Origin of the sequence: Parasphingorhabdus sp., from assembly GCF_048269915.1 — a bacterium.
In the GTDB taxonomy this organism is placed as follows: Bacteria; Pseudomonadota; Alphaproteobacteria; order Sphingomonadales; family Sphingomonadaceae; genus Parasphingorhabdus.
The window spans coordinates 213,871-238,160 of record NZ_JBLWTY010000001.1 but is presented as its reverse complement, the minus strand read 5'-3'; the positions used below and the strand labels follow the sequence as shown (position 1 = coordinate 238,160).

Genomic DNA, 24,290 nt, shown 5'->3' with positions numbered 1-24,290 from the left:
GAAAAAACACGCCAGCCGCAGGAATAAGGTGGCCGGTTCGGTTAAATTGTCGGCGTTCGCGCTATTCGGCCGATTTTGACTGCAGCTGAATATAATTTTCAATGCCCATTCGCTCGATCATGTCGAATTGCTGTTCCAGCGTATCAACATGTTCTTCTTCGCTGGCCAGAATTTCGGCGAACAGGTCACGACTGACATAATCGCGCACGCTTTCGCAATGTTCGATAGCATCCTTGAGCATCGGCAGGGCTTCATGCTCCAGCTCCAGATCGGCCTTGAGAATTTCTTCAACCGTTTCACCGATCTTCAGCCGTCCCAGCAACTGGAAATTGGGCAGGCCGTCGAGGAAGAAAATGCGCTCGGCCAATTTGTCCGCATGTTTCATTTCATCGATCGACTCGTGCCGTTCAAGCTCGGCCAATTTTGACACGCCCCAATTGTCGAGCATGCGATAATGTAACCAATATTGATTGATCGCGGTGAGTTCGTTTTTCAGCGCTTCGTTGAGAAACTCAATGACTTTCGTATCGCCCTTCATGGCAGCGTCCTTCCCGGTAGTCAGCAAATAGATTGCGTTGAGCTATACAGGACTATCTTTCCAAACGAAAGGGCGTCATTTATAGAAAGTGTAGTTATTTCAATGATTTGATAACGAGAATGCTAAGCGGTCGCAACTTCAGCCTTGATGATGCTTTGGGCAAAGGCAAGGCATTGCCCGCATTTGGGCTTGCGCCCGAGCTGGGCATAAACTTGCGAAGGGCGGTCAGCGCCGCTCTGAACTGCGGCCCGCAGGTCTTTTTCCTTTATCGCATTGCACACGCAGACAACCATATCGGCTCCTCTCTGCGAATCATATATCGCTAATGAGAATAGATCGCAATAGCAAAATCATTATTTCTGAATCTTAATGTGCAATGCGCATCGGCTGCAGATGCAGCCGAGCGAGCGAACGCCACAGCCATTCCAGAGGCCCATAGCGAAAGCGCATCAGCCATGGCTTCGACCAGAACAGCATGAGCGCCCAGGCAGCCAGCACGAATAACTGCAATTCAAACCGTCCGAACTGCTCAAAATATCCGAGACCCCAGCCATAGAAAATGAAAGTCATGACTATGCTGGTACCGAGATAATTGGAGAATGCCGCGCGGCCCGCCGCCGCTACGCGCTGGATCATCACGCTATTTTGATAACGCTGAACGACAAGGATGAGCAGCGCGACATAACCAATGATCATCAGCAAGCGGGGCAACATCGACCATGCTTGTGTGATGTTCATCATCCAGATGGTGTTGAAGTCCTGCGCGTAGGCAATGGCGGCAAGGATAATGAAAAAGGCAAGGCCGACAGCCATCATCCGCTGAGCGATTTTTAAATAGGTCGCGTGGGTTTCGTGCCCGAGGAAAAAGCCATTTCTATATAGTCCCATGCCGATCATCATCAGCGGGATTGTCTCTATCGGGCCCAGTGTGAGATTCTGGATGGGCCAGTCCCATTGCTCCGAAAGCTTGTAATTCAGAATTTCAAGAAAGCTCCCCTGATGCCGGGCCGTTTCCGCCGCGACGGATGCCGGCAATGTGCCCAGATCCTTATATATTTTGGCGAGTTCATCGAGCACTTCTTGCGGCGGATGGGCTTGCCCCGCTTCCTGCAGGACAAGCAACATGGAGCCAATACCTGCAATCAACAACACCGCCCCAATTGTATAAGCAATGACCCCCCATTTGATCAGCCGTTCCGCGCTCCAGTGCCGAAACAGAAACAGGACACAGCCTGATCCTGCATACAGGAATAATATGTCACCGATCCACAGAAAGAAAAAATGGGCGAGACCGAAAACAGCAAGCCATGCCATGCGGGAGAAATGGACTTTTGCGGGCGATTGCCCACTGGCAACCGCGCGTTCAATCACCAAGGCTGTGCTGGCGCCGAATAGCAACGAAAAGAGCCCGCGCATTTTGCCGTCAAACAAGACGAAATTTGCCGCCCAACTGGCAATATCAAGATCCGAGCTATGACTCGAGAGCAGCGGATTGACAAAGGCCATTTCCGGCTGGGCGAAAGCGGCGATATTGATAGTCAGAATGCCCATCACCGCAAAGCCGCGTAACGCGTCCATTTCCAAATAGCGTTGTGACGCGCCCATCCCCGTACTCCCACTGTATTATTTGCTTACTACAGCCAGGTTGAAATGCGGTCCAGCGGTTTCTTGAGCGTTGCATGAACCGGAATGGTCGCGTCGGGCGCGGGTTTTCCGACCACCACTACCATCATCGGCTTTTCATTTGCTGGCCGTTCGCACAGATGGTTCAGAAATTTCATCGGATTGGGCGTGTGGGTCAGGGTGGCAAGCCCGGCATCGTGCAGCGCGGTTATCAATATACCGGCGGCGATGCCGACGCTTTCATTGACATAATAATTCTGTTTCATCTCACCGGGGTTCATGCCGCCCTTTCGCTGGCCGAAAATGACGATCAGCCAGGGCGCAGTCTCCAGAAACGGCTTGTCAGCGTCGGTGCCGAGTGGGGCCAGCGCCGCGAGCCATTCTTCGCTGCCCTTGCTGTCGTAAAAGGCGCGTTCCTCTTCCTCGGCGGCGAGACGAAGAGCTCTCTTCTTTTCCGCTGATTCGATCACCGCGAAATGCCAGGGCTGGTGATTGGCACCATTGGGCGCGGTGCCCGCCGCCAGTATCGCGTTTTCTATGACCGCACGCGGAACCGGTTCATCCGAAAAATAGCGACAGGTCCGGCGGGTTTTAATCGCTTCATAAAAGCCCTTGGACCGGGCGATGCGTTCGGCATCGCTATAGTCCGGCAGTTCAGCATAGGGCAGCGTTTCATGGGGCTTCAAATTTCCGTCTCCCACATTCAAAGTTTCTCAAATTTCGGGCCAAATATGCCTTTCGACAGCCCAAAATAGTTCCGCATGATCGATAGCGGAGCCGGTTCAGCCAGGAAAGTCACGATTGATATTGACATTGATGTTAGTAAGCGACATAAATTTCATATGAAAATCAACCATGACTTCTCCGCACCAAGTGATTCGCAGACACCGTTCATCCACCCGGAACGTCCAGCATCACGTTTCCGTCCGTTAAAAGCGCTTCATCATTTTCGCGAGCTGATCAAGAATAAGGAAGATACCGAACAGGTTTTCCATATTTTCGAGGCTTTGCCGCGCCCCGGCTTCCGCAAGGATGCCAAAAAATTCGTCGACAGTGAGCAGGGCAAGCGCCTGCTGGCCAGCGAGCCCGAACTCGCGGTGATTCTCGACGATCACGAGCGCTTACGCCAGATGCCCGAAGGTAGCCTGGCCCATGCCTATTGCGACTTCATGGAAAAGGAAGGGCTGAGCGCCGCCGGCCTGATCGCCGAATATGACCAGTTCAGTCCGCGCAAATATGGCGACCTGATCGAATGGTACGGCTTTCGCCAGCGCGACACCCACGATTTGCTCCACGTATTGACCGGCTATGGTCGCGATGCGCTGGGAGAGGCTTGTGTGCTGGCATTTACCTATGGCCAGAATCCGGCGCTGGGTAATCTCTTCATCAGCTATGCCGCAGGCCTGAACATGAAAAAGCAGGTCAAGAGTCAGGCGCCGATATTCAAGGCGATCCGCGAGGCGCAGAAAATGGGCAAGGCCTGTCCCCGGATCAACGAGGAATCGGTAATTGATCTGCTGGCCCAGCCGCTCGACGCGCTGCGCGAAAGACTGAAGATTCATACACCGCATTTCTATCACCAGGCCCATGCGCAATTTCGTGCGCAAAATGTGGACCCCTATGACATGCTCGCGCAGGCCGCCTGAAAAGCTTGATTCCGGGGTGGCATCTTTGTTTCACTGATGCCGGTGTTGACTGTGTCTAGATAGGGATTTTCATTTCGGCCTATATTGGGAGACCCGCGATGACATCCAGAATTTCCGAGCTTCCGCTACTGGCTCCCGGGACCAAAACGCCGCGCATCAATCCGCGCAAGGCCTTGCATCATTTCAAAAAACTGATTGCCGACAAGGAAGATACGGCCGAGGTTTTTCACATTGTCGAGGCCCTGGCAGGCAAATCGTTCGTCCGCAATGCCCGGAATTTTCTCAATTCTTCCCACGCGCAGGAAATCATGGATCGAAATGTTGATCTGCCGGCCATGCTGGACGACCATGATCAATTGCGCAAACTTCCTGCAGACAGTCTGGGACAGGCCTATGTCCGGTTCATGGAAAAGGAAGGGCTGACCGCTGCCGGTCTGGTCGCGGAATATGAGCGCTACGGCAACGGACCGAAACAGCCCGATGATCTGACCGAATGGTATGGCAACCGGACGCGCGACACGCATGACCTGTTTCACGTATTGTCCGGCTATGGCCGTGATGCGCTCGGCGAGGATTGTCTGCTCGCATTTTCCTACAGCCAGGACCCGAGCCTGGGCATTATCTTCATTGCTTATGGCGGCGGAATGGAGGTGAAAAAGGAACTCTCGCGCGGGATTCCGGTATTGAGCGCAATCCGGCAGGGCCAGAAGCTGGGCAAGGCGGCAAAACGCATAACCTATCATAACATTGAAAAACTGCTGGCCATGCCACTGGCCGACGCCCGGGCCTTTCTGAATATTGGCGAACCAACATTATATCGCAAGGCGATGGCGATGTGTCACAATCAGGGTATCGATCCCTATACAGTAGCGAGCCCGAAAACGGTGGCGGCCTGATCAGCGCAACTTTTTGCGTATTACCAGCTTCAGACCCGACCACACCATATCCACGGCACAGACCTTGATGTCGACAAAGCCCATCGGCAAGGCGACTTCGCGGATCGTGTCTTCGGTGATGTCGGTTTCGACTTTGGACGCCTTTTTCGGCCAGCTCACCCAGACCTGACCGGCGGGGTCGATCATGTCGCGCAGGGTTGTGAGATGCTGTTCCAGTTTCGAACGATCGGTCACGAAAATATGGGCTGCGTTGAGACCGGGCGTGGGTAGCTCCTCTTCCGAAAGGACAAGACCATGTTCCTCGATTTCGGCGCGGACGCTGTCCGGCATATCCAGGAACCAGGCGCGCATACCATCCTTGAGGGATAATTTTTTGGCGAGCGGGGCTGCGGAATAGCCTGTGGTCATGATGTGCTTCCTTTGAAATGGTCATCAGCGTCCGGCCGGTCTCAGTCAGGCACAAGTCGCGCGGGCCGGGTTTATCGGTCAACGTCCGGATGGCCAGGCGGTTCCACCGCTGCCGGGGTATCGCGCCTCGTTCTCGCTCAGCCCTTCGTTACATCTTGCCCCTCGCCATTGTTTCGCAACAGCGAAGAAAGAGACATCGACAGTTTCAATATACGGAGCTAGTCTTCCATCCAGTCGCGGAAAAAACTCTCATGCGCGTTGCGCAGATCGGCCACCGCGACCGGCTTGTCGTTCAGCACCAGCTTGTCGCCCTTCACCTGACCGATTTTCTCGAACGGGACTTTTGCGCGATCCAGATCCTCTTCGTTGCGATAGGTGATGACATAGCGGCCCTGTGCCTCGCTGAAGGCAAAGGCGCTGGTCATCTTGTCGATTTCCGCGCCGAGATTGCCGGCCAGAGCCATTTCGGCAAGCGTCACGGCAAGGCCGCCGTCGCTGATGTCGTGGACCGCGGTGACCTTGCCGTCGGCAATCAGTTCGCGGACAATGCGGCCGGCCCATAGCTCGTCCTCGAGATTGACTTTGGGAGGCGGTCCGTCGGTGCGGCCGTGGATTTCGCGCAGCCAGGTTGATTGACCGAGCTCTTCATAATGGAAGCCGATGGTGGCGATAAAATCGCCTTCCTGCTTGAATCCGATGGTCATCATCGTGTCGAGATCGTCGATCAGGCCGACCGCGCCAATCGCCGGTGTCGGCAGGATCGCGTGGCTGACACCGTCAGCGCCGGTGGTTTCATTGTAGAGGCTGACATTGCCAGAGACGATCGGCATGTCGAGCGCCTTGCAGGCTTCGCCCATGCCTTCGATACAGCCGACAAATTGCGCCATGATATGCGGTTTTTCGGGGTTGCCGAAATTCATGCAGTCGGTCGTCGCCAGCGGTTTCGCGCCGACTGCGGAAAGGTTGCGATAGGCTTCGGCAATCGCCTGCTTGCCGCCTTCATAAGGGTCGGCCTTGCAGTAGCGCGGCGTGCAGTCTGTGGTAATAGCGAGCGCCTTGTTGGTGCCATGGACGCGCACGACCGCGGCGTCGCCACCGGAGCGTTGCGCGGTGTCAGCGCCGACCTGGCTGTCATATTGTTCCCAGATCCAGCGGCGCGAGGCGAGGGCGGGGCTGGCCATCATCTTCAAGAGATCCGCGCCGATATCCGTGCTCTCGGCTATGTCGCCGAGCGGCTGGACATTGATATGCGCGGCATATTCCTCGCGGGTCAGATGCGGGCGGTCATAGAGCGGTGCGTCATCCGCGAGCGGGCCGAGCGGAATATCGCAAACCGTCTCGCCCTTGTGGGTCAGTACCATCCGGCGGGTGTCGGTAACTTCGCCGATGACCGCGAAATCCAGTTCCCATTTGGTGAAAATCGCCTCGGCCATTTCCTCGCGACCGGGTTTCAACACCATCAGCATGCGTTCCTGTGATTCGGACAGCATCATTTCGTAAGGTGTCATGCCGGTTTCGCGGCACGGTACCTTGTCCATGTCGAGAATGATGCCGACTTCGCCATTGGTCGCCATTTCGACGCTGGAGCTGGTCAGGCCCGCAGCACCCATGTCCTGAATGGCGACAATTGCGTCGCTCGCCATCAGTTCGAGACAGGCTTCGATCAGCAGCTTTTCGACGAAGGGATCGCCAACCTGCACGGTCGGGCGCTTTTCCTCGATATCGTCGCCGAAATCGGCGCTTGCCATGGTCGCGCCATGAATGCCGTCGCGGCCGGTCTTGGAGCCGACATAGACGATCGGGTTGCCGACGCCGGATGCTGCCGAGTAGAAAATCTTGTCCGCATCCGCGACGCCGACGGTCATCGCGTTGACAATGATATTACCGTCATAGGCGGGATCGAAATTGGTCTCGCCGCCAACCGTCGGCACGCCGACGCAATTGCCGTAGCCGCCAATGCCCGCGACCACGCCCTTGACCAGATGCTTCATCTTGGGATGGTCGGGCCGGCCAAAGCGCAGGGCGTTGAGATTGGCTACGGGCCGGGCGCCCATTGTGAACACATCGCGCAAGATGCCGCCGACTCCGGTCGCGGCGCCCTGATAGGGTTCGATATAGGAAGGGTGGTTGTGGCTCTCCATCTTGAAGATGGCAGCCTGGCCATCGCCAATGTCGATCACGCCGGCATTTTCACCGGGTCCGCAAATCACCTGCGGGCCGGTGGTCGGCAGTTTCTTCAGATGCAGGCGCGAACTTTTATAGGAACAATGTTCCGACCACATGACCGAAAAAATGCCGAGTTCGTTGATATTCGGCTCGCGGCCCAGCGCGTCGAGGATGCGCTGATATTCCTCCGCATTGAGGCCGTGCTCGCGCACGGTTTCGGTGGAGATTTTGGGCTCTGCGATCTGCGTGTCTGTGCTCATGATGACCCTTTAACGAGGCGCACCAATTTCGCCTAGAGGGAATTGATGTTTCTGCGCGGTCCGTTATGCCAAGCGTCGAAGGAGCTTTTCTGCATGACCAAGACCATTGAACTGATTTTCGATTTCGTCAGCCCCAATGCCTATCTGATCTGGCAGCCGCTCAAGGCGCTGGCGGAAAAACATGGCGCGACCATCGAGATCACGCCCGCCTTTCTGGGCGGCATGCACAAGCTGACCGGTAATGCGCCGCCGTTTGTCCGCGATGCCGAGGTGAAAGGCAAGAATGACTATGCGATGCTGGAAATGAACCGGTTTATCAAAAAACATGGTCTCACGAAATTCCGGATGAACCCGAAATTTCCGTTCAACACCATCACCCTGCAGCGGATGCTGGTGGCGCTGGAACCGGAGAAACGCGCTGGTTTTGTTGAAGCGCTTCTGCCCGGCATCTGGGAACAGGGGCTAGATGTGACCGATGCCGGGACGCTTGGCAAAATTTTGCAGGACGGCGGCTTTGATGCCAAAACTTTGCTCTCCAGAACGCAGGACCCGGCAATCAAGCAGGCGCTGATCGACAATACCGAAAATGCGGTTGCGCGCGGAGCCTTTGGCATCCCGACCATCTATGTTGATGGCGAGATGTATTTCGGCAAGGAACGGCTCGGCCAGATCGACGAGCAGCTATCCGCTTGAAATCGCCCTGTAACGATATTTGCACCATCGACCGCCCGAGCGGCCTTTGTGTCGGTTGCGGACGCAGCCTCTCGGAAATCGCCGAATGGGGATCAGCGACGGATGAGCGGCAGCGGAAGATTCTGGCGCGGCTGCCGGCGCGGATGGCCAGACTGGGTGAAAAGGCCCGGCGGTGAGCTAGATTTTTACATAACGCAGTACCAGCATGGCGCTCAGCGCCGCAGTTGTGCCAGTGGCGAATGTGCCCCAGACCATGTCGATAATGGTCAGCTTTGTTGTCCAGATTTTGAACACCGCCTGACTGGTGAGGTCGAAGGTCGCGTAGCAGAAAAAGCCAAGCAGGGCACCGTTGAGCAGGGCGGTTGTCCATTGCCCGTCGATCAGCGCCGGGCGCACCGCAAACCACAGCATGCCACCGAGATAGAGTGCATAGAAGGTCAGCGCTGGCGCGAGGCGGAACTGGTCAGCCATGATCTCGCCGATGATCGGGCGATAGAGCGAAGGCGCGGCATTGCTCAGCCAGAGAAAATCGAGAATACCGAAAATGGCGGCGGCGATGATATAAGCAGCAATATATTGGGTCATTGTCGGCCCGGCTTTCATGTCTGTTTCAAGATTCTGGTCCGTCCCACCCACCATGCAAGGAGCGTGGCGGCAGAAAAGGCGAACAAGGCGGTTAGCTTCATCGCTGTGTCGGCCGCTTCCGGTTCGGGTCCGAACCAGTTGATCAACTGGAAGGCGATGAGCAATAGGGCCAACAGACCAAGGACATATTTTGAAATGCCTGCGATGGCGCGGGTACGGAGGATATAAAAGGCCAGCGCGCCAAAGGTGATGCCGAGTTCCAGTGGCATCTCTATCATTGGATGGTTCCACAGGGCGAACCCGAGTTTCGGCGGCGATCCCGCCAGAGTTAAATCCGGCGCATGGACCAGAAGGTCAAGAAACCAGTGGGAAAGAACCACAGCGCCGCCGATCAGCGCACCGGTCCGGTTGCGGGTGAACAGCCAGATCAGCAGCGCAAAGGCCGCGGCCCAGACCGCGCTCCCGAGCAGGCTGTGGGTATAGGGCATGTCATAAAGGTCGAGCGGCACCATTTTGGTGATTCCCGGCGTGATCCGGAAATTTTCAATGCCCAGCAGTGCGAGGCCGAAAAAGCCGAAATCAACCAGTTGTCCGGCGACAAACAATGTGCCGAGCCCCGGTGCCCTGGGATGGGTGGCGGCGACGATGGCGGGTGCGAAATGGCCGATGAACATATTTTCTCTCCCCTTGTTGCGGCGAGGCTACACGCAGCAGTGCATTAAGTGAAGCTGCGCCCTTGACCGCGCGAGAAAGCGTCGTCATTGAATTGCGCCATGAGCGAAACCCGAGAAGACCTTTCCGCCCTGAATTTCGAGGATGCCCTGAAGCGCCTCGAAGATATTGTCCGCAAACTGGAAAGTGGCGACGTACCGCTTGACCAGTCGATTGCGCTCTATAGCGAGGGCGAAAAATTGCGCGGTCTGTGCCAGCAAAGGCTGGAAGACGCGCAGGCCAAGATAGAGAAAATTACCCTGGACCGTGATGGCAAGCCGCAAGGCACCGTATCTTTTGACGCGGACTGATTGCGTGGCGGCCAATAATAATTCGGACCTTGCGCGGGAAATGGGGCGGGTGGCCACCGCCGTCGACCGACAATTTGATATGCTGTTGGAGATTCCGGACGACGCACGTCGCAAATTATATGAAGCGATGCGCCACGCTGCGATCGGCGGTGGAAAACGGTTGCGGCCATTACTGGTAATGGCGACGGCAAGACTGTTTAACGTCGATGATTCCTGCGCCCTGCGTGCCGCAACGGCGGTCGAGGCACTGCACGTTTATTCGCTGATCCATGATGATCTGCCCTGCATGGACGACGACGAACTGCGCCGCGGCAAGCCGACGACCCATGTGGCCTTTGGTGAAGCGGCTGCGGTACTGGCCGGTGATGCGCTTCATGCAATTGCATTTGAACTGCTGGCCGATGAACGCACCCATCATGATCCGTTCGTGCGCGCTGAAATGACCGCCTGTCTCGCCCGTGCCGCAGGTCCGTCGGGCATGGCGGGCGGCCAGATGATGGATCTGGTTGCGGAAAAATCGACCTTTGACCTTCCCACCGTGACTCGCCTCCAGCAACTCAAAACCGGGGCGCTGATCGCTGCCTGTGTCGAAATTGGCGCGATTCTGGGTCGCGTGAACAGCGAAGGTCGCACCAGCCTGCGCGGCTATGCCCATGATCTGGGGCTCGCGTTCCAGATTGCCGATGACATATTGGACGTCGAGGGTGACGAGGAAAAAGCCGGCAAGGCGCTGCACAAGGATGCCGACGCCGGCAAGGAAACGTTTCTCAGCCTGATGGGCCTGGAGCGGGCCAAGGATCAGGCGCAGATGCTGGTTGATCAGGCAAAGTCGCATCTCAAAGCCTATGGCGCGGAAGCGGATCTACTGCGCGCGATTGCCGAATATACCATTGCAAGAGACCGTTAGTCGGGGGAGCTGAACATGAGAATTGGAGTTTATCCGGGAACATTTGATCCCATTACTTTGGGGCATATGGATATTATCCGGCGCGGCATGCGACTGGTCGACAAGCTGGTGATCGGGGTCACCACCAACCCTTCGAAATCGCCGATGTTTTCGGATGAAGAGCGGCTGGAAATGGTTCGCCGCGAAACCGCCGATCTGGGCGACGGCGTGGAGGTGGTCGGGTTTAATTCGCTGCTGATGAAATTTGCCGAAAAGCAGAATGCCAAGGTGATTGTGCGTGGCTTGCGCGCCGTGGCCGACTTTGAATATGAATATCAGATGGCAGGGATGAACCAGCAGCTCAACGGCGAGATCGAGACGGTGTTCCTGATGGCCGATGTTTCGCTGCAGCCCATCGCTTCGCGCCTGGTCAAGGAAATCGCCATGTTCGGCGGCGAGATTCACAAGTTTGTTACCCCGCTGGTGGCTGATGAAATTACCGCGCGGGTGCGCAAGCTCGGCCTGAAGGGTGATCAATAGCCGTCACCAGCAATTCATTGCAGTGAAAGGCAGAATCGTTCAAAGACCAGTCTATCCTCCATTCCGCGACACTATATGAGTATGCCATGCTGCGTAAATTTTTACTGACCCTCTCCGCCCTGTGCTTTGCTTCCGTTGCCGCGCAGGCGCAGGAAACAGAAGAAAAGACACCGGCTCCGGCCTCGGTCCCCGCCGAGGAGAATATTCTGCATCTGGACCTGTCCACTGGGGGGCGGGTGACGATCCAGCTGTTTCCGGCCATGGCTCCCAATCATGTCGAGCGGATCAAGACACTCGCGCGACAGGGTTTTTATGACGGCATCGTCTTTCACCGCGTGATCGAAGGCTTCATGGCGCAGACCGGTGATCCCACCGGCACCGGCACCGGCAGTTCGAGCCTGCCCGACCTGAAAGCGGAGTTTGGCCAGTTTCCGCATTTGCGGGGAGTGGTTTCGATGGCCCGGGCCGAAAGCGAAGACAGCGCCAACAGTCAGTTTTTCATCGTTTTCTATCCCCGTTTTTCGCTCGACGGCAAATATACGGTTTTCGGGCGGGTCACTTCCGGGATGGAATATGTCGACGCCATTCATCGCGGCGAGCCACCACAAAACCCCAGCCGGATTCTGCAGGCATCGGTCGCCGCGGACCGCAAGCCGCCGGTATTGCCGGGTGCCAGTGCGGCTGCAACTGAAGCGCCGATCACGCTTGATGATCTGAACGCGCCGATCAATCCCTAGTCCGCCTCGTGCGCGTTGATCTTTTCGACTTTGCGCTGCCGCAGGACCGGATCGCACTGCGACCCGCCGCGCCGCGGGACAGCGCGAAGCTGCTGAAGGTCGACGGTGACCGGCTGTCCGACCATATCGTCAGCGATCTGCCTGATCTGCTCGGGCCTAAGGATATACTGGTATTCAACGACACGCGCGTCATTCCGGCCCAGCTGCACGGCAAGCGCGGCGAGGCCAGCATTGGCGCGACGCTGCATAAACGGGTGGACCTGCGGCGCTGGCAGGCCTTTATCCGCAACGCCAAGCGCCTGCGCTTGGGCGACATTGTCGATTTCGGCAAGGACGTATCGGCGGAAGCAGAAGAGAAGCTGGCGGATGGCAGTTTCATATTGCGCTTTCTGGGCGAGGAACCCGTCGAGCTGCTACTCGAACGCGCTGGCACGATGCCGCTGCCGCCCTATATCGCGAGCAAGCGGGATATCGACGAACGCGACGCCGAAGATTACCAGACGATGTTCGCCCGGGAAAAAGGGGCGGTGGCCGCTCCGACCGCAGCACTGCATTTCACCGACGGCCTGCTGGCCGCGTTGACCGAGGCGGGCATAGGCAGCGAAACACTGACTCTGCATGTCGGCGCGGGGACGTTTCTGCCGGTCAAGGTGGATGAAACCGACGATCATCAGATGCACAGCGAATGGGGGCGCATCGACGCAGACACCGCAGACCGGCTCAATGCCGCGCGGCGGGCCGGCGGCAGGGTGATTGCAGTTGGAACCACCAGCCTGCGTCTGCTCGAAAGCGCGACCGGCGAAGATGGCGTCATCCAGCCGTTCGAAGGTGATACCGATATTTTCATCACACCCGGCTATAAATTTCGAGCGATTGACGGGCTGATGACCAATTTTCATTTGCCCAAATCGACCCTGTTCATGCTGGTCAGCGCGCTGATGGGGCTGGAGACGATGCAGAAGGCCTATGCCCATGCGATCGCCGGGGGCTATCGCTTCTACAGCTACGGGGATTCCAGCCTGTTGCTGCCACCCAAATGAAAAAGGGCGGCTCTCACGAACCGCCCTTATTTGAATTTCATTGCAAGAAAGCCCTAGCCTTCGGTTGCAGCCGGTGGAACCGGAGGATCATTATCAGCCACTTCGGTAAGCGAGCCGCCCATGGCTTCGCATTCGCCGACATCGGTATTTTTCCAGGCATTGCCTTGATAATCGAGAACAGAAGTTCCGGCGCAGCTGGTACCTTCGCCGGCCTTGCAGTCATTTTCACCGGCAAGAGCGATACCGTAGCATTTTTCTGTTTCCGCCGCCGCGACTTCTGTCACTTCGGCGTCGGTTGCTTCAGCTGTTTCACTGGTTGCTTCGCTATTGCCCCCCGAACAGGCGGATAGAGCGGCTGCCGCGATCAAAGCGGATGCCGCGGAACCAAGTTTCGTTGCTTTTTTCATAAAAATACTCCCGATTTAGGTCTTTGAAAATCTGCATCCATCCTGCACAGACGTCGAATTATTCGAACAGGATGAACCAACAGGTTACACCAGCGAACGAGAAACATAAAGGCGGCGGGGTAAAATCCTGTAGCAAAGAGAAACCAGAGTAGTTGAATGGCTGAGCGCTTTACCTTTTCCATAGCCGCAACGGACGGCAAGGCCCGCACCGGCACGATCCATATGCAGCGCGGGGATATTCACACGCCTGCATTCATGCCGGTGGGCACGGCCGCCACGGTCAAGGCAATGAAGCCGGAGACGGTGCGCGCGACAGGGGCCGATATCATTCTCGGCAATACTTATCATCTGATGCTGCGCCCCGGCGCGGAACGGGTGGCACGGCTGGGCGGGCTGCACAAGTTCATGAACTGGCACCGGCCGATCCTGACCGACAGCGGCGGCTATCAGGTGATGAGCCTGTCGGAGCTTACCAAGATGAGCGAGGACGGGGTGGAATTCCAGAGCCATCTCGACGGATCGCGCCATATGCTGACGCCGGAACGATCGATGGAGATCCAGCGGCTGCTGGGCAGCGACATTGTGATGGCTTTTGACGAATGTACCAAGAATGGCGCGTCGCGCGAGGAAGCGCTGGCCTCGATGGAGCGCTCGATGCGCTGGGCGAAGCGGTCTCGCGACGGTTTTGACAGCGGCGAGGCGCATGCAGCGAAAGCGGCTTTGTTCGGGATCCAGCAGGGATCGCTCGACCAGGAAATGCGCGCGGCATCGGCCGAGGCGCTGATCGACATCGGCTTTGACGGCTATGCCATTGGCGGGCTTGCGGTTGGTGAAGGACAGGAGGCGATGTTCGATGTTCTCGACTATGCGCCGGGGCAGCTGCCCGCCGACAAACCGCGCTATCTGATGGGTGTGGGCAAGCCCGATGATCTGGTCGGTGCGGTCGAACGCGGCGTGGACATGTTCGATTGCGTTTTGCCAAGCCGCTCCGGCCGTAATGGCCAAGCGTTTACCTCCACCGGCCCGATCAATATCCGCAATGCCAAATTTGCCGAGGACTTGAGCCCGCTGGATGAAAGCTGCGCATGTTCGGTCTGTGACAATTACAGCCGCGCCTATCTGCATCATCTGATCCGGGCGAAGGAAATATTGGGCGCGATGCTGATGACCGAACATAATATTGCTTATTATCAGGCGCTGATGGCGGGGATGCGCGACGCGATCGCGACCGGTAGTTTTGCCGATTTTGCCAAAAAATTCCGTAGCACCTACCTGCGCTCATGATCCCCGGACTGCCCGAGCAAACCAGCCTGCAGGATGCGATTGCTCGCGCCCGGAACCATGCACCGTTTCTCGCTCTGGCCATGGAGGTGCAGCCGGAGCTGACCGACTTGCTGGCGGCGGATAATCTGGCGGCAGCGCTGGAATATGTCGAGGCAGCGGGATCCGGCGCAACCAATGTCCGACAGAAGCTGCGCCGGGAAAAACGCGCTCTGGCACTGACGCTGGCGATAGGCGATCTGGCCGGGCAATTGTCGCTGACCGATGTCATCACGCGCTTGTCGGATTTTGCCGACCGGGCGCTGGATGAAGCGCTCGCCGATATATATGCGATCCGCTATCCGGATGCGCAGAACGAAGGCTTTGCCATTATCGGCCTGGGCAAGCATGGCAGTCGCGAACTCAATTATTCGTCGGATATCGATCCGATATTCCTCTACGATCCGGACAAGATTCCGGTGCGCGGAAAGGAAGAGCCCAGCGATGCCGCGCGGCGGATCGGCCAGCAGCTGGTCGAAGCACTCAACGCACGCGATGCCGACGGCTATGTATTCCGGGTCGACATGCGCTTGCGGCCTTCGCCCGAGGTCAGTCCGGTGGCGCTGCCGGTCGAAGCGGCCATCGGCTATTATGAATCGAGCGCGCTGGCGTGGGAGCAGGCGGCCTATATCCGGTCCCGCGCCGCAGCCGGCGACCAGCGGCTGGGCCACTATTTCCTCGAAACGATCAATCCGTTTATCTGGCGACGGTCGCTGGATTACGGTGCGATCCGCAATATCGGTGCGGTCTCTGTGCAAATCCGCGATCATTATGCTGCCGGGCAGACATTCGGACCGGGTTATGATCTGAAACGCGGGCGCGGAGGAATCCGGGAAGCGGAATTTTATGCGCAGATGCACCAGCTGATTTTTGGCGGCCGGGATCCGGCCTTGCGCGTCCCGGCGACGCGCGACGCGCTTGCCGTGCTGGCCAAGGCCGGACGGATTAACGATGAAAAGGCACAGGTGCTGAGCGAGTCTTATGAGCTGTACCGGATCATCGAGCACCGGTTGCAGATGGTCAATGACCAGCAGACTCACAGCCTGCCCGATGATGCCGCTGCTCTCGACCGGGTCGCACGGTTGCATGGTCTGGCAGAGGGCCGGCAGTTGCTTGACCTGCTCGCGCCGCGTGTCGAGGCGGTTGGCGAAATTTATGACGAGTTGATCGAACCGGAAGAGAGCGCTTGCCTGCCGACCGATGAGGAGAAGCTGGCTGCGGTGCTGGCGGAGAAGAAAATAATTGAGGTCGATGCCTTCATGCAGGCGATCCGGCGCTGGCGGAGCGGCAAGGTGACGGCGCTTCGGTCTGCGGCAGCCCATGAATCCTTCGAAGCGATATTGCCCGATCTGGTCGACGTGATTGCGACCGCGCCCAATTCGGCCAACGCACTGGCGCGGCTGGACAGCTTGATTGAACAATTGCCGACGGCGATCAATTTCTTCCGGATATTGGAAGCGCGGCCCGCTCTGCTCGCCATGCTCGGCGAAATTCTGAGTCATGCGCCGGTGCTGGCGGACGCGCTGGCGCAGCGCGCGGAATTGTTCGACGGGCTGATTGATGCGACGGCGCTCGACCTGCCGCCGTGCGTAGTGGAGCTGGCGGAACAATTTGCTCGCATGGAACCGGGAGACGATTATCAGATATTGCTCGACCGGGTGCGCGAGCGGGTGGGCGAAAAACGTTTCGCTCTCGGTGTACAACTGATCGAGGGGCGGCACGATGCGCTGGAAATATCGGCGGGCTATGCGCGGGTAGCCGAAGCGGCGATTCAGGTGCTCGCCGACGCGACCATCGCAGAGTTCGAGAAAGCGCACGGAAAAATTCCCGGCGGCGCGCTGGCGATATTGGCGCTCGGCCGGCTGGGCGGGGAAGCGCTGACCCATGCCTCGGACCTCGACCTTGTTTTCCTTTTTACCGGCGATCATGGTGCGGAGTCCGATGGCGAGCGATCCTTGGGAGGGACGCAATATTTCAACCGGCTGACCGCCCGGATCGTGACCGCGCTTTCGGTGCCGACCGCGGCTGGCCCGCTTTACGAAGTGGACACAAGGCTGAGGCCGTCCGGAACCCAGGGACCGCTGGCGGTATCTCTGGAGAGCTTTTACAAATATCAGCGGGGAAGCGCCTGGACCTGGGAGCATATGGCGCTGACCCGGGCACGACCCGTATATGGTGACGATATTATCCGGACGGAGCTGAAGGAGGAAATATGCGATATCCTCCAGACGCGCCGCGAACCGGAAGAGCTGCGCAAAGCGGTGCGGAAAATGCGACTTGATATCGTCGCGCACAAGCCGCCCAAGGGGCCGCTCGATACCAAGATGATGGAAGGCGGTCTGGTCGACTGGGAATTTATCGTCCACTTTCTGCAACTGAAAACCGGGGAAGCGCTGTCGCCGCAACTGGGCAAGGCGGTTCGGGCGCTGGTCGCCGCAGGTCATCTCGGCGAAGATATGGTAGTCGCGCACGAGCTGATGAGCAGATTGCTGGTGGCCTTGCGGCTGATGTCGCCGGATTGTGATTTCCCGCCGCCGACCAGCCGGGCGCTGATAGCCAAGGCGGCGGGACAGGCGAATTGGGAGGCTCTTCTCGACGGCTATGACAAGGCCAGGCAATGCGTTATTGAGGCGTGGAATCGGCACCTGCGGCCGGACCCCGATGAGATATTAGGAGATATAAGATGATTGATGTGGGCGACAAAATTCCGGACATGGAACTGGTTGCACCGGATGGCAGCCCGGTGAAAATTTCTGACTATGCCGGCAAGAAGCTGGTGCTGTTCTTTTATCCAAAAGCCAGCACACCCGGCTGTACGACGGAATCGAAGGATTTTTCTGCGCTGCTGCCGGAATTTGAAAAAGCCGGTGCTGCCGTGCTGGGCATGTCTGCGGATTCACCGAAAAGGCAGCAGAATTTCATCACCAAGCAGGAACTGACGGTTGATATTGCTTCCGACGAGAGTACCGCATTTCTCGAGAAAATTGGCGTCTGGGCGGAAAAGAAAATGTACGGCAAGACGTTTATGGGCATCATCCGTTCGACCTTTTTGATTGGGCCCGACGGAACGGTCCTAAAGGCCTGGCCGAAAGTGAAGGTCAAGGGGCATGCCGAGGAAGTTCTGGCGGCGGTCCAGGCCGCTTAGACTCTCCGCATGACTCAGCAAGCCAATGTAGGACTGGCGGTTTTGCATGTACTGCAGACCGCCGATCCGGCCGCAAAGGTTATGGCAGCGCGCCGGGCTGCCCGCGAATGGCGGCTGGGACGGCTGACTCACGATTTTCGCGACAGCATGCCGGATATGCCGGCACGGCCCGATTCTCCCCTCCTGCTGCGTCCTCGCGATATGCCGCGGCGGGGCAAGGGCACATCCATGCCGCGGCGAATCGCTCTGATCCACGCGCTCGCCCATATCGAGTTTGTTGCCATTGATCTTGCATTTGACATGATCGGTCGGTTCGGAGCGCAATTTCCGCGGGAATTTACCGACGACTGGATGCGGGTCGGTGCAGAAGAGGCGATGCACTTTGTTCTGCTCGACCGGCGGCTGCGGGCGATGGCCAGTTTTTATGGTGCGCTTCCTGCTCATGATGGCCTGTGGGATGCCGCTAAGGACACGGCTCATGATGCCTCGGCTCGCCTGGCGATTGTCCCGATGGTACTGGAAGCGCGGGGCTTGGATATTACCTTGGCGACAGTGGAGCGCTTCCGAGAGCAGGGAGACAACCAGACCGCGAAAGTGCTAAACCGCATCTACAATGATGAAATTGGTCATGTATCCGTGGGAACAAAATGGTTCGAATATGCCTGCGGCCGCACCAACCAGGCCCCGCATGACCATTGGAAATATCTTGTAAAAACCCACTTCAAAGGCGGGCTGAAGCCGCCTTTTAACGACTCAGCGCGCCAAGCAGCCGGTTTAACCCAAGAATATTATCTTGGTATTGAATAGTTAACCCAAATGAATTTACACCCGTAAACGCACAAACGGGGTGGAAGTTCCATCGAAAATTAAAAAACCATGAGTTCATGGGTCGTCAGTAAAGGTTCGATCATTTTATGACCGAAAACATAATCGTTTTGTTTCGTAAATCTGTGAGTAAGATCACAGCAGTTGCTGTTCTAGGATCAGCAATGATTTTCTCCACCGCCGCATCGGCGGGAGCGGCAGCAGACGACAGCATCCCGGTTGACGTTCTGAAAAGCCAGGCAGCGGAAAGCGCCCTTGGTGAAGCCGACCCGGCTTTCAAGATGATCTTCAATAATTGGGCCGGTCAGGGCAAGAAGGAAGAGGTCAAGTTGACCATCCCTTCCCGCAAGCCGGTTAAAGATTTCACACTGACCAGTTCTTATGGTTTTCGTTCCGATCCGTTCAAGGGACGCCGCGCCAACCACAAAGGCCTTGATATGGCCGGACCAATCGGGACCCCTATTTATGCGACGGCCGATGGCATTGTTGGTCGCGCGCAATGGCTGGGTGGATATGGCAAATATGTTGAAATTAATCACGGTAACGGCATCCAAACCCGTTATGGCCACATGTCCCGACTGAATGTTGATCCGAATGCGCGCGTCAAAAGCGGCGACCTGATCGGCTTCATGGGCTCGACCGGTCGGTCCACCGGCAGCCACCTGCACTATGAAGTGCGGATTGCCGGGGAAGCCGTCAATCCCATTCCTTTCATGCAGTCGAATGATTTCCTGATTGCGCAGAAGCTGAATTCCGGCGTTGCATTGGGCGGTCCAGCCGAATAAGACAGATTTTACACCTTTGGGAGAGGGTGCATCAAGGAGCGGTTTGAGCTTAAGGCTTGCCGCTCCTTTTGATTCTCCCTATCTTGAGATCATGACCGAAATGCTCGCAACCACACAGCAGGACATCATCCTGACGCCCAACGCCGCAAAGCGCGTTGCGGCCATTGCCGAAAAACAGGGGAAGTTGGCTATATTGCGGCTGGCCGTTGAAGGTGGTGGCTGTTCCGGTTTCCAATATAAATTTGGCTTGGCCGACAGCATCGAAGAGGATGATATCACGGTTGAGGAATCCGGTGTGACATTGGTCGTCGATGAGGTGAGTCTCGACCTGGTCCGCGGTAGCGCGGTTGATTTCGTCGAATCTCTTGGCGGCAGTGCTTTTCAGGTAACCAACCCCAACGCGGCTTCGGGTTGCGGTTGCGGTTCAAGTTTCTCCATCTAAGTGAAAATAGCCAGTTTCAACATAAACGGAATCAAGGCACGCCTGCCGCGCTTGCTGGAATGGCTCGAAGAAACCAAACCAGACGTCGCCTGCCTGCAGGAAATCAAGTCGCAGGACGAAGGCTTTCCTGCGGAGAAGTTCGAGGAAATTGGCTACGGGGCGATCTGGCACGGTCAGAAGAGCTTTAACGGCGTTGCCATATTGGCACGCGACCAGGTGCCGGAAGAAATCAAGCGCGGGCTGGATGGCGAGCCGGAAGACGAGCATAGCCGCTATATCGAGGCCGACATTCGCTCTGCAGATGGTAGAAAAATAAGGGTCTCGAGTATCTATTTGCCCAACGGGAACCCCCATCCCGGACCCAAATTCGATTTCAAGCTGCGCTGGATGAAGCGACTGCGCGAACGCGCTTCGGAGATTTGGGCGGAGGAAGTGCCTGCGGTTCTGGCCGGTGACTATAATGTTATCCCGCGCGACAATGATGTCTACTCGGTCAAGGCCATGGAGAATGATGCGCTGATGCAACCGGAAAGTCGCGAGGGTTACCGGCGCATTTTGAACGATGGCTGGACCGATGCGCTCGGCGTGACCTATCCGGGCGGCAAGATCTGGACTTATTGGGACTATCGCAGCGGCGGCTGGCAGCGCGACCAGGGCTTTCGCATCGACCATCTGCTGCTCAGTCCACAAGCGGCAGATGCTTTGAAAAGCTGCGGTGTGGACAAGGAGCATCGTGGCCGGGAAAAGGCGAGCGACCATACACCGGCCTGGGTGGAACTCGAAATCTGACTCGGCGATTGGTAAGCGATCAGGATTTTGCAGTAGCGATCGGTTTCTCGTAGACCAGATATTCGCGATTGATTGCCGCGTTGATCGCGTCGGCAATCGCTACCATTCCCTGGTTGTCGTCCAATATCCAGCCGATTTCAGCATGCCGGGTGCCGAAATTCTGCTTGGCGTCGCGGCGGATATATTCGATCATCATGAAGGCCATCTGGCTGGCCAGCCGGCTGTTTTGCAGTTCCTTTTTTACACCCATCAACGGCACGCGCATCGAACGGGCTTTTGGGAATTTCAGCCACCAGAGCAGTTTCGCCCACCCGAATGGCAGCAACGAGCCATCCATGGTCCGAATCACCTCGTTCATATCGGGAAGCGTCATCATGAACGCAACCGGCTCTCCTTCCAGTTCGGCAATCCGGATCAGATCTTCATGGACAATCGGTTTCAGGCTTTTGCCGGCATGGGCGATTTCATGGTCGGTCATCGGGACGAAGCCCCAGTTGCCCGACCAGGCATCGTTGAGGAGGTTCATGATGATCGCTGCGTCGCGGTCGAAATGCTTCTTGTCGACCCTGCGGATTTTCAGCCTTTTGTTACGCTCTCCCGATGCGACAATCCGGTTGACCAGCTCGGGGAAACCATCCGCTACCGGTAGATCATAGGTCACCAGCCGTTTGGCAACCTGATAGCCGAGATTCTCGATCCAGCCCTGATAATCCGCATTGTGATGGCCCATCATGATCATCGGACTATGGTCATGGCCCTTGGTCAACAGGCCCGGTTCTTCCCAAACCGACATGCTGAGCGGGGCAAGAACGCGGTTCATGCCCTGATTCGCCAGCCAGGCTTCCGCTGCATGGATGAGAGCGTGCATCGCCGCTTCATCCTTTGCCTCCATCAGCCCCCAGTTACCGGTTCCCGGGCCCATGCCCTGTTCAGAGGGCTGCTGTAGCGCCAGTTCGTCAATATGGGCGCTGATCCGCCCGACCACCTGCCCTTGTCGCAAAGCCAGAAAAAACTGCACTCTTGCATGTTCGAAAAAGGGGTTTTTTTCCGGCGCGATCAGTTTGGCAACTTCGGACTTCAGTGGCGGTACCCAATGGGGGTCGTCGGCATTGAGCGTATAGGCAATTTCGATAAATTGCTTGGTCTGGGCCTTGGTAGTGACCGGCTGTATTACTATATCTTGTCTGGCCACCATATTCTGTCCTTCTATACTGGCGGCTGGCTGTGGCGTTAATCACGGCGCAATGTCAAGGGCAGCGGGCATCATTGCGGTCTTGCCCTTGCCATGATCTCGCCACGATATATTGCTTTAGGCTGGCCCATGACCAAGCAGGTATATATGAGTTCGACAACCATCTCCCCGAATGATGCGCCAATGGGTGCGTTGGATTCACGCCGCGATTCGGCCGCTGTGCCCGTCCCTGAGGATAATGAGCTAATTCGTACGGCGGCGAAGGTGACGCGTGACCTTAACGCCCCCCAGCCAGCCATTTATTGGATTGATTTTCTGGCATCGGTCGGGGTTGGCTATGGTTCGCTCGCTGGTTCGATATTCAGCGAATCCACCGGTGTGGGCATCATGTTCGGGGTGATCGCCGTGCTCGCGCTATACCGGGCGGGCAGTTTCATTCATGAACTGACCCATGTTCGTCGCAACGCATTGCCCGGATTTCATTTCGTGTGGAACGTCCTGTTTGGCGTACCGATGCTGATCCCTTCTTTCATGTACGAAGGTATCCACAGTATTCATCATCGGACCAGAAAATATGGTACCGTGGAAGACCCGGAATATCTGCCGCTGGCGTTGATGAAGCCGTGGTCGGTGCCATTATTCGTGATTGTTGCCGCATTGGCACCGGTCGCGCTGCTTTTCCGCTATGCGATTTTGGCACCGCTTTCGGCGATTATTCCGCCATTGCGCCGGCTTGTGGTTGAGCGCTATTCCGGTTTGATCATCAATCCCGAGTTTCGCCGCAAACCGCCCGAAGGCGAGCTCCGCCGCCGGTGGCTGGCCTGTGAAATTGGCGCCAGCATCTGGGCCATTACACTGCTTGCCATGGTGGCGACGGAAATTATTCCAATGCGTGCATTTCTGATCTTTCTCGGCGTCATGTCGGGCAGCGTCATACTGAACCAGATCCGCACGTTGGTGGCGCATCTTTGGGAAAATGACGGTCGCGAAATGAGCGTAACGGCGCAATATCTCGACAGTGTCAACGTCCCGCCGCCTGCGACTTTGCCTGCTCTGTGGGCACCTGTGGGGCTGCGCTATCATGCGTTGCATCATCTGCTGCCGGGTGTGCCCTATCATAACCTCGGCGAAGCGCACCGGCGTATCGCGGCAGAATTGCCGGCAGAGTCCAATTTTTACCGGGCGGATCATGACAGTCTGTGGGCTTTGATCATGGGACTGGTCCGGGGAAGCGCCGGCAAAAGCTGAGGCGACTATTCTTCGGTTCGGATCAGCACCGTTTCGCCAATAAGGAAAAATAGCAGAAAGGGCGCCCATGCGGCCAAGAGCGCTGGATAGGCGCCGATATTGCCCATCGCGAGCGCGAAATTGTCGGCAACAAAATAGGCAAATCCCAGCGCCATGCCGATTACGGCGCGGATGAACAGCTGTCCCGATCGGGCGAGACCGAAAGCGGCGACCGCGCCGAGTAATGGCATCAGAATAGACGACATCGGGCCGGAAATTTTGTGCCACCAACCGGCTTTGAGGCTGGTCGTCGGGCGACCGGCCTGTTCGAGCTCTGCAATGGCATCGCGCAAGGCAAAAATCGAAAGGCTGTCAGCGCTGACATTGGTCAGGGTGAACTGGTCTGGCCGAATGGAATCGCCGATCAACACCTCCGGTGACTGTTCCTCAATGCCAGTACCGACGTCGAATCTGGAGACATTGGTGAGCCGCCAGCCCGATCCGGTGAACCGGCCTTCATCCCCTTGTAACAGGCTTCTCAGGCCATTTTCGGTCCGGCTATAGATTGTGACATTCCGCAAGACGACCTGCTCGCCGCGCCCGGTCACCGATCGTGCATTGATCAGATTGTTGCCGTCCTTGACCCAGACATTGGTGCGGATGTTACTTTCTTCCGGGATGGGTCCAAATTCGACTTTCTCCCATTGCGCCAGGCGGGCGGTTGAGGGCGCAACAAGCGTCTCGTTGAACAGAAAGGAAATCAAGGCAACGCCCATGCTGGCAACAATCAGCGGTGCCAGTATCTGATGCGCTGACAGGCCGCCCGCCTTCATCGAGATAACCTCGCTATTCTGGTTCAATGTTGCGAGGGTTATGATCGTGCCGAGCAACACTGAAAAGGGCAGGAAACGTGCAACGAGCTGTGGCGCCCTTAACGAGACATAGGTCCACAGCTCAGCTTCGCCATTGCCCGGATAGGCCAAAATCTTGCCACTTTCGCCCAGCAGGTCGAGGGCCTGCAGCACCAGGACCAGCAGCGCAAGCACCGCCAGAGTGCGGACAATGAACATTTTTGCCATATAGATGGCGAGGGTGCGGGAAGGGAAGAAATCCATGTC

Annotated in this window: 28 protein-coding genes; 17 read left to right on the top strand and 11 right to left on the bottom strand. The window is 57.1% G+C overall.

The genetic code is table 11. From position 1 onward, the window contains the following. Positions 1-61: 61 nt before the first annotated feature. From bfr to ACN0WX_RS01105, 4 genes are all read right to left on the bottom strand, one after another. The gene (bfr, locus tag ACN0WX_RS01120) at positions 62-538 is read right to left on the bottom strand and encodes a bacterioferritin (RefSeq protein ID WP_417620433.1); all 477 of its coding nucleotides are present in this window, start codon (positions 536-538) and stop codon (positions 62-64) included. Between the two features lie 122 nt (positions 539-660). After that, positions 661-831, bottom strand: coding sequence for a (2Fe-2S)-binding protein (locus tag ACN0WX_RS01115; protein ID WP_417620432.1), 171 nt, complete (start codon positions 829-831; stop codon positions 661-663). Between the two features lie 73 nt (positions 832-904). Continuing rightward, entirely contained in the window at positions 905-2,143 is a 1,239-nt protein-coding gene (locus ACN0WX_RS01110) for a DUF418 domain-containing protein (protein WP_417620431.1), read from the bottom strand. Between the two features lie 29 nt (positions 2,144-2,172). Further along, complete coding sequence (locus ACN0WX_RS01105; protein WP_417620430.1) at positions 2,173-2,847, bottom strand: nitroreductase family protein; 675 nt, start codon at positions 2,845-2,847, stop codon at positions 2,173-2,175. Between the two features lie 156 nt (positions 2,848-3,003). Between ACN0WX_RS01105 and ACN0WX_RS01100 the strand changes: the two genes are divergently transcribed. Both ACN0WX_RS01100 and ACN0WX_RS01095 read left to right on the top strand, forming a co-directional pair. Continuing rightward, positions 3,004-3,807: a Coq4 family protein gene (locus ACN0WX_RS01100; RefSeq protein ID WP_417620429.1), complete on the top strand. Its 804-nt coding sequence runs from the start codon at positions 3,004-3,006 to the stop codon at positions 3,805-3,807. Between the two features lie 98 nt (positions 3,808-3,905). Beyond that, complete coding sequence (locus tag ACN0WX_RS01095) at positions 3,906-4,703, top strand: Coq4 family protein (RefSeq protein WP_417620428.1); 798 nt, start codon at positions 3,906-3,908, stop codon at positions 4,701-4,703. Here the strand turns inward: ACN0WX_RS01095 and ACN0WX_RS01090 are convergent, their stop codons facing one another. After that, positions 4,704-5,111 (bottom strand): hypothetical protein, encoded by a 408-nt coding sequence (locus ACN0WX_RS01090; RefSeq protein WP_417620427.1) that lies wholly within the window; start codon positions 5,109-5,111, stop codon positions 4,704-4,706. A 218-nt stretch (positions 5,112-5,329) separates the two neighbouring features. Further along, entirely contained in the window at positions 5,330-7,537 is a 2,208-nt protein-coding gene (purL, locus tag ACN0WX_RS01085; RefSeq protein ID WP_417620426.1) for a phosphoribosylformylglycinamidine synthase subunit PurL, read from the bottom strand. Between the two features lie 93 nt (positions 7,538-7,630). On the opposite strand from purL, the gene ACN0WX_RS01080 reads away from it, so the two are divergent. Next, positions 7,631-8,230, top strand: a complete 600-nt coding sequence (locus ACN0WX_RS01080; protein ID WP_417620425.1) for a 2-hydroxychromene-2-carboxylate isomerase — start codon at positions 7,631-7,633, stop codon at positions 8,228-8,230. Further along, complete coding sequence (locus ACN0WX_RS01075; protein WP_417620424.1) at positions 8,227-8,406, top strand: DUF1289 domain-containing protein; 180 nt, start codon at positions 8,227-8,229, stop codon at positions 8,404-8,406. Before ACN0WX_RS01080 ends, ACN0WX_RS01075 begins: the two co-directional genes overlap by 4 nt. A 1-nt stretch (position 8,407) precedes the next feature. Here ACN0WX_RS01075 and ACN0WX_RS01070 read toward each other — a convergent pair whose 3' ends face one another. Together ACN0WX_RS01070 and ACN0WX_RS01065 are read right to left on the bottom strand one after the other, a co-directional pair. Next, positions 8,408-8,815, bottom strand: coding sequence for a DUF2177 family protein (locus ACN0WX_RS01070; RefSeq protein ID WP_417620423.1), 408 nt, complete (start codon positions 8,813-8,815; stop codon positions 8,408-8,410). A gap of 14 nt (positions 8,816-8,829) precedes the next feature. Beyond that, entirely contained in the window at positions 8,830-9,489 is a 660-nt protein-coding gene (locus tag ACN0WX_RS01065; RefSeq protein ID WP_417620422.1) for a hypothetical protein, read from the bottom strand. 99 nt (positions 9,490-9,588) lie between these two features. On the opposite strand from ACN0WX_RS01065, the gene ACN0WX_RS01060 reads away from it, so the two are divergent. From ACN0WX_RS01060 to queA, 5 genes are all read left to right on the top strand, one after another. Further along, a complete protein-coding gene (locus ACN0WX_RS01060; protein ID WP_417620421.1) occupies positions 9,589-9,837 on the top strand; it encodes an exodeoxyribonuclease VII small subunit in 249 nt (82 codons plus the stop codon). Between the two features lie 40 nt (positions 9,838-9,877). Beyond that, entirely contained in the window at positions 9,878-10,744 is an 867-nt protein-coding gene (locus tag ACN0WX_RS01055; protein ID WP_417621183.1) for a polyprenyl synthetase family protein, read from the top strand. A gap of 15 nt (positions 10,745-10,759) precedes the next feature. Continuing rightward, entirely contained in the window at positions 10,760-11,263 is a 504-nt protein-coding gene (gene coaD / locus ACN0WX_RS01050; RefSeq protein ID WP_417620420.1) for a pantetheine-phosphate adenylyltransferase, read from the top strand. A gap of 86 nt (positions 11,264-11,349) precedes the next feature. Continuing rightward, positions 11,350-12,000, top strand: a complete 651-nt coding sequence (locus ACN0WX_RS01045; protein ID WP_417620419.1) for a peptidylprolyl isomerase — start codon at positions 11,350-11,352, stop codon at positions 11,998-12,000. A gap of 8 nt (positions 12,001-12,008) precedes the next feature. Next, positions 12,009-13,040 (top strand): tRNA preQ1(34) S-adenosylmethionine ribosyltransferase-isomerase QueA, encoded by a 1,032-nt coding sequence (gene queA, locus ACN0WX_RS01040; protein ID WP_417620418.1) that lies wholly within the window; start codon positions 12,009-12,011, stop codon positions 13,038-13,040. A 53-nt stretch (positions 13,041-13,093) separates the two neighbouring features. Here the strand turns inward: queA and ACN0WX_RS01035 are convergent, their stop codons facing one another. Further along, positions 13,094-13,447 carry a DUF2282 domain-containing protein gene (locus tag ACN0WX_RS01035; protein ID WP_417620417.1) on the bottom strand — a complete coding sequence of 118 codons (354 nt, stop codon included), beginning with the start codon at positions 13,445-13,447 and terminating at the stop codon, positions 13,094-13,096. Positions 13,448-13,603: 156 nt separating this feature from the next. Between ACN0WX_RS01035 and tgt the strand changes: the two genes are divergently transcribed. From tgt to xth, 7 genes are all read left to right on the top strand, one after another. After that, a complete protein-coding gene (gene tgt, locus ACN0WX_RS01030) occupies positions 13,604-14,731 on the top strand; it encodes a tRNA guanosine(34) transglycosylase Tgt (RefSeq protein ID WP_417620416.1) in 1,128 nt (375 codons plus the stop codon). Beyond that, positions 14,728-17,454, top strand: coding sequence for a bifunctional [glutamine synthetase] adenylyltransferase/[glutamine synthetase]-adenylyl-L-tyrosine phosphorylase (locus ACN0WX_RS01025; protein ID WP_417620415.1), 2,727 nt, complete (start codon positions 14,728-14,730; stop codon positions 17,452-17,454). Before tgt ends, ACN0WX_RS01025 begins: the two co-directional genes overlap by 4 nt. Continuing rightward, positions 17,451-17,912 (top strand): peroxiredoxin, encoded by a 462-nt coding sequence (locus ACN0WX_RS01020; RefSeq protein WP_417620414.1) that lies wholly within the window; start codon positions 17,451-17,453, stop codon positions 17,910-17,912. The genes ACN0WX_RS01025 and ACN0WX_RS01020 overlap by 4 nt, the downstream gene beginning before the upstream one ends. A gap of 9 nt (positions 17,913-17,921) precedes the next feature. Further along, positions 17,922-18,719 carry a ferritin-like domain-containing protein gene (locus ACN0WX_RS01015; protein ID WP_417620413.1) on the top strand — a complete coding sequence of 266 codons (798 nt, stop codon included), beginning with the start codon at positions 17,922-17,924 and terminating at the stop codon, positions 18,717-18,719. Between the two features lie 182 nt (positions 18,720-18,901). After that, entirely contained in the window at positions 18,902-19,522 is a 621-nt protein-coding gene (locus ACN0WX_RS01010; RefSeq protein WP_417620412.1) for a M23 family metallopeptidase, read from the top strand. A 100-nt stretch (positions 19,523-19,622) separates the two neighbouring features. Further along, a complete protein-coding gene (erpA, locus tag ACN0WX_RS01005) occupies positions 19,623-19,964 on the top strand; it encodes an iron-sulfur cluster insertion protein ErpA (RefSeq protein WP_417621182.1) in 342 nt (113 codons plus the stop codon). Beyond that, the gene (xth, locus tag ACN0WX_RS01000; RefSeq protein ID WP_417620411.1) at positions 19,965-20,753 is read left to right on the top strand and encodes an exodeoxyribonuclease III; all 789 of its coding nucleotides are present in this window, start codon (positions 19,965-19,967) and stop codon (positions 20,751-20,753) included. 19 nt (positions 20,754-20,772) lie between these two features. On the opposite strand, the gene ACN0WX_RS00995 is transcribed toward xth, so the two are convergent. Then, positions 20,773-21,948 (bottom strand): N-acetyltransferase, encoded by a 1,176-nt coding sequence (locus tag ACN0WX_RS00995; RefSeq protein WP_417620410.1) that lies wholly within the window; start codon positions 21,946-21,948, stop codon positions 20,773-20,775. Between the two features lie 126 nt (positions 21,949-22,074). On the opposite strand from ACN0WX_RS00995, the gene ACN0WX_RS00990 reads away from it, so the two are divergent. Then, positions 22,075-23,193 carry a fatty acid desaturase family protein gene (locus tag ACN0WX_RS00990; RefSeq protein ID WP_417620409.1) on the top strand — a complete coding sequence of 373 codons (1,119 nt, stop codon included), beginning with the start codon at positions 22,075-22,077 and terminating at the stop codon, positions 23,191-23,193. A 5-nt stretch (positions 23,194-23,198) separates the two neighbouring features. Here ACN0WX_RS00990 and lptG read toward each other — a convergent pair whose 3' ends face one another. Beyond that, complete coding sequence (gene lptG, locus ACN0WX_RS00985; RefSeq protein ID WP_417620408.1) at positions 23,199-24,287, bottom strand: LPS export ABC transporter permease LptG; 1,089 nt, start codon at positions 24,285-24,287, stop codon at positions 23,199-23,201. Between the last annotated feature and the right edge of the window lie 3 nt (positions 24,288-24,290).